The organism is Paraburkholderia madseniana, assembly GCF_009690905.1.
GTDB classification, from domain to species: Bacteria; Pseudomonadota; Gammaproteobacteria; order Burkholderiales; family Burkholderiaceae; genus Paraburkholderia; species Paraburkholderia madseniana.
Window position 1 is genome coordinate 1 of record NZ_VOSW01000230.1, and the last position, 3,254, is coordinate 3,254.

The window sequence follows — 3,254 nt, forward strand, 5'->3', positions numbered from 1 at the left end:
GTTCGCGAGCGCGGCTGCGACCAGATCCAGGGGTTCCACGTCAGCCGGCCATTGAACGCGGACCGCTTCGCGACGCTGTTGCGGCAACGCGCGCACACGCGGAGCGACATCAAAGACGCCACGTGAATCCTGCGCAGCCCTCAAGATATCGACACTCAGAGCCGTATACAAGGGAAAGACAATGTAAGCACAGTCCCCGCAACTCTAAATACGAAAGTGGCAGCTGTTAGATGCATCAAAAAAATGCAAGAGCCAGAGCGAACATTCGGCAGATCTGTTTGCTGAACCTCGGTTGGGAGATGTTGCTTCCTGACTTTACACGCGCGCTTCGGCATACCGTCGATTTCAATGTCTGCGTCTTTCTCTGGTTGTCGCCCACCGAGCCGAGAATCCAGCATGTCTGGTCGAATACCGTCGTGCCGGACCGTGTCGCGAACGATTTCCTCGTGCACTTCGCTCACATAGAGGCCGAATCGCCGCACGCTGGCGGCTTAGCGTCGTTTTACGAGCGTGGGCCGAGCGTGCGGCTTACGCCGGAATGGGCCGGCTTCTCCCGGACGGAGATGTGCAACTACATCTGGAAGGAGACCGGAATACATTACGGGCTCTCGACTGTGATCCCGGCCGCCGACGGCCGCTGTCTCGGGCACCTGATGCTGCATCGCGAGCGCACGGCACGCAACTTTTCCAAGGCCGATATCGGGTTCGTGGAGGGCTTGATACCCTACGTCTCCCATGCGCTCTCGGTCGACCCGTCGTCCGAGATCGAATTTGCCGATAGCATCGACAGCGGCATGCTTCTGATGGATCGGGAAGGAAAGATTCAATACAGAAGCGCATCGGCTTTGACGCTTGCATCGATGATCGAGAACACCGGGTTCGTCGATTTGATCGGGAGGTTTGGCGTACCGGGATTCATTGAACTCGTGTTCAGGCGCTTGATAGACGTCGGACGGCCGGCGACCACGCTTCCCCCTCGGCTCCAGTTGACCAATCGCTGGGGTCAATTTGACATCCACGCTTATTGGCTGGACCCGATGACCCCGGGCGACGGCTTGATCGCAATCCGGATGGAGCGTAAGGAACCGAAGGTTTTGCGTCTTGCATCGGCGATGCAGGACGCGCAGTTCTCCGCGGCCCAGCAACGCGCCAGCCTGCTCCTGTTGCAAGGCAAGACGAATCGGGAAATTGCCGATGCGCTGCAGATCACGATCAACTCGGCACGCGATCACGTGAAAGCCGTGCTCGAAAAGGCAAACTGCGGCACGCGGCACGATCTGTCGTCCTTTCTTCTTTCCTTGCCGCGGCGGAACACGCCGTCAGCGTGATCACATGTTCGGCGTCAGCCGTTCCTCCCTCAAGCGGGGGAAGATCGGCATGCGAGACGATGGCAGTATGTGCACTTACCTTTCGCGGTGACGAACCTTCGTTCACGACAGGTTCGCTATCAATAATCTGCCGGTGACCGGTGGCATGACGAAAAAATTCTGTCGCAGTCCAAAATGTTCGTTAAAGACTATCGTTATCGTCTGATAAAATCAGTCATAAACGGAACGGTCTGTGCATTTCTTCAGAAAGATGCAAAAAAACTGACCGTTTTTCATCTAGCTTTCATGTCGCATTCGTCTAGCGAACACCCTAGGAATGAGAGAGCCATGAACTTCTCCAAAATGAAAGTGGCAACCCCTCGGCTGGATCGAAGCATTGCCAATCGCGCGCTGGCGCTGCGCAACCTGAACAAGCGTGATGAGATCCCGATCGAAGTGGACCGCCTCACGGCCGAAACTAAGGCGAAACTCGTCACCCTGTTCACCCTCCCGGGAGCGACTTCCGCCAAGACGGCCCTGCTCGATCAGGTCAAGCAGCAAAGCGAGCAGGCCCTGCCGTTCATCGACAAGGCGAAGGACCGGGCCTCTCCCGTCACAAGGATGCGGCCTACAGCTGCTGCGCTTCGACTTCCGGCCGCTGCAGAAGAAGTGGTGGGGCCTTGTGCGTGAACTGCGAGATTTGGAGCACAAGCAGGGCGAGGAGGAAACGGCGGCCGCTAAGGCGGCCTATGCTGCGAGCCGCACATGGTTGCTGACGTTCAGCGCACTCGCGCTGCAGGTGAGTCTCGCGTCAGCTCTGTTCATCACACGCGGACTTGTGAGCCAGCTCGACAGCGAGTCGACCGACGCGGCCGGCAGGATTGCCGCCGGCGACCTGACGTTGCATTCCTCGCGCTGAATGCGGCGGTCGAGGGGGCCTGCGCGGGCGAGTAGGGCCGTGGCTTCGCTGTCGTCGCTGCGGAAGTGTGCAGCCTCGCTCAGCGTTCCGCGACGGCGGCCAAGGAGATCAAGCCGCTAATCAGCGGCTCGGTCGAGCAGGTCGAAGCGGGCACGCGACCGAACGAGCCACTTCGCAACCATTGCCGGTCCATTATCAATAGCCCTTTGCAGAGAACAACGTGAACCATTTTTTCCATACGATCAAATTCAAGATCATTCTGGCGTTTGGCGTGTGCGTGACGCTCACGGCTGCAATCGGCCTTTTTGGCGTATTCGGTATTTCCAGACTGAATTCCAACATGAGCGATGCGTATTCCAGCAATACCGTGCCAATCGCCCAGCTTTCGGATATTCGAGCGGCACAACTTGATATACGTGCGAAACTACGACGCTTGCAGGCCACCAGAAATGCCGACGACGTAGCGAAAACGCTTCCCGGGATCCAGGCAAATGTTGAGATGATAAACAAAGCATGGACTGACTACTACCCTGCCAGTATATCCAGTGATAAGGAGCACCGGATTGCGGACAAAATCAACGCAGCGCTCTCCGAATTCAAATTTCAGACTACCGACGCCGTGGCAGCGCTCAAGGAAAGCAATTTCGACGCTGCTGCGGATCTGATCAGTAGGTCGGCAAACGTGTCGGATTCGTTGACAAATGACCTCGGCGCCGACGCCACGCTTCATCTGGTTCAGGCCAAACAGTTTTCAGACGATAGCGGATCGACATTCAGAGCTATCCTTTGGATCGCGATTGCACTTATCGGCTTCGGCGTAATGGTCGCCGCCGGTGCGTCGCTGTACCTGCTGCGCGCGATCTCGAATCCCCTTAAAAAGGCGGTGGACGTAGCGAACCAGATCGCTAGCGGCAGGCTGGAGAACGATATCCAGATCACGTCGCGAGACGAGTTCGGCCAGCTTCTCGAAGCGCTGAAGAGAATGGATCAGCAGCTTAGCAATACGATTCGCGGAATCAAGGGGTCCA

4 protein-coding genes and 1 pseudogene are annotated in these 3,254 nt (G+C 57.3%); all 5 read left to right on the forward strand.

Annotated elements, in window-relative coordinates; translation table 11 throughout:
- The first annotated feature begins 299 nt into the window (after nucleotides 1–299).
- Nucleotides 300–1,328: a helix-turn-helix transcriptional regulator gene (locus FSO04_RS45330; protein WP_199203120.1), complete on the forward strand. Its 1,029-nt coding sequence runs from the start codon at nucleotides 300–302 to the stop codon at nucleotides 1,326–1,328.
- A gap of 327 nt (nucleotides 1,329–1,655) precedes the next feature.
- Nucleotides 1,656–1,997 carry a hypothetical protein gene (locus FSO04_RS45335; protein ID WP_154567938.1) on the forward strand — a complete coding sequence of 114 codons (342 nt, stop codon included), beginning with the start codon at nucleotides 1,656–1,658 and terminating at the stop codon, nucleotides 1,995–1,997.
- Complete coding sequence (locus FSO04_RS46745; RefSeq protein WP_166618397.1) at nucleotides 1,990–2,226, forward strand: hypothetical protein; 237 nt, start codon at nucleotides 1,990–1,992, stop codon at nucleotides 2,224–2,226. The genes FSO04_RS45335 and FSO04_RS46745 overlap by 8 nt, the downstream gene beginning before the upstream one ends.
- Nucleotides 2,217–2,378 (forward strand): annotated as a pseudogene (locus FSO04_RS45340) (methyl-accepting chemotaxis protein); the annotation flags it as partial. The gene FSO04_RS46745 and the pseudogene FSO04_RS45340, both read left to right, overlap by 10 nt.
- 68 nt (nucleotides 2,379–2,446) lie before the next feature.
- Nucleotides 2,447–3,254, forward strand: an 808-nt coding sequence (locus tag FSO04_RS45345) for an MCP four helix bundle domain-containing protein (RefSeq protein WP_154567940.1), incomplete at its 3' end; no start/stop codon positions are given.

What these genes read in the sequence shown, in the direction of transcription:
- FSO04_RS45330 (WP_199203120.1), top strand. Translation starts at nt 300, where the DNA reads ATGTTGCTTCCTGACTTTACACGCGCGCTTCGGCATACCGTCGATTTC.
- FSO04_RS45335 (WP_154567938.1), top strand. Translation starts at nt 1,656, where the DNA reads ATGAACTTCTCCAAAATGAAAGTGGCAACCCCTCGGCTGGATCGAAGC.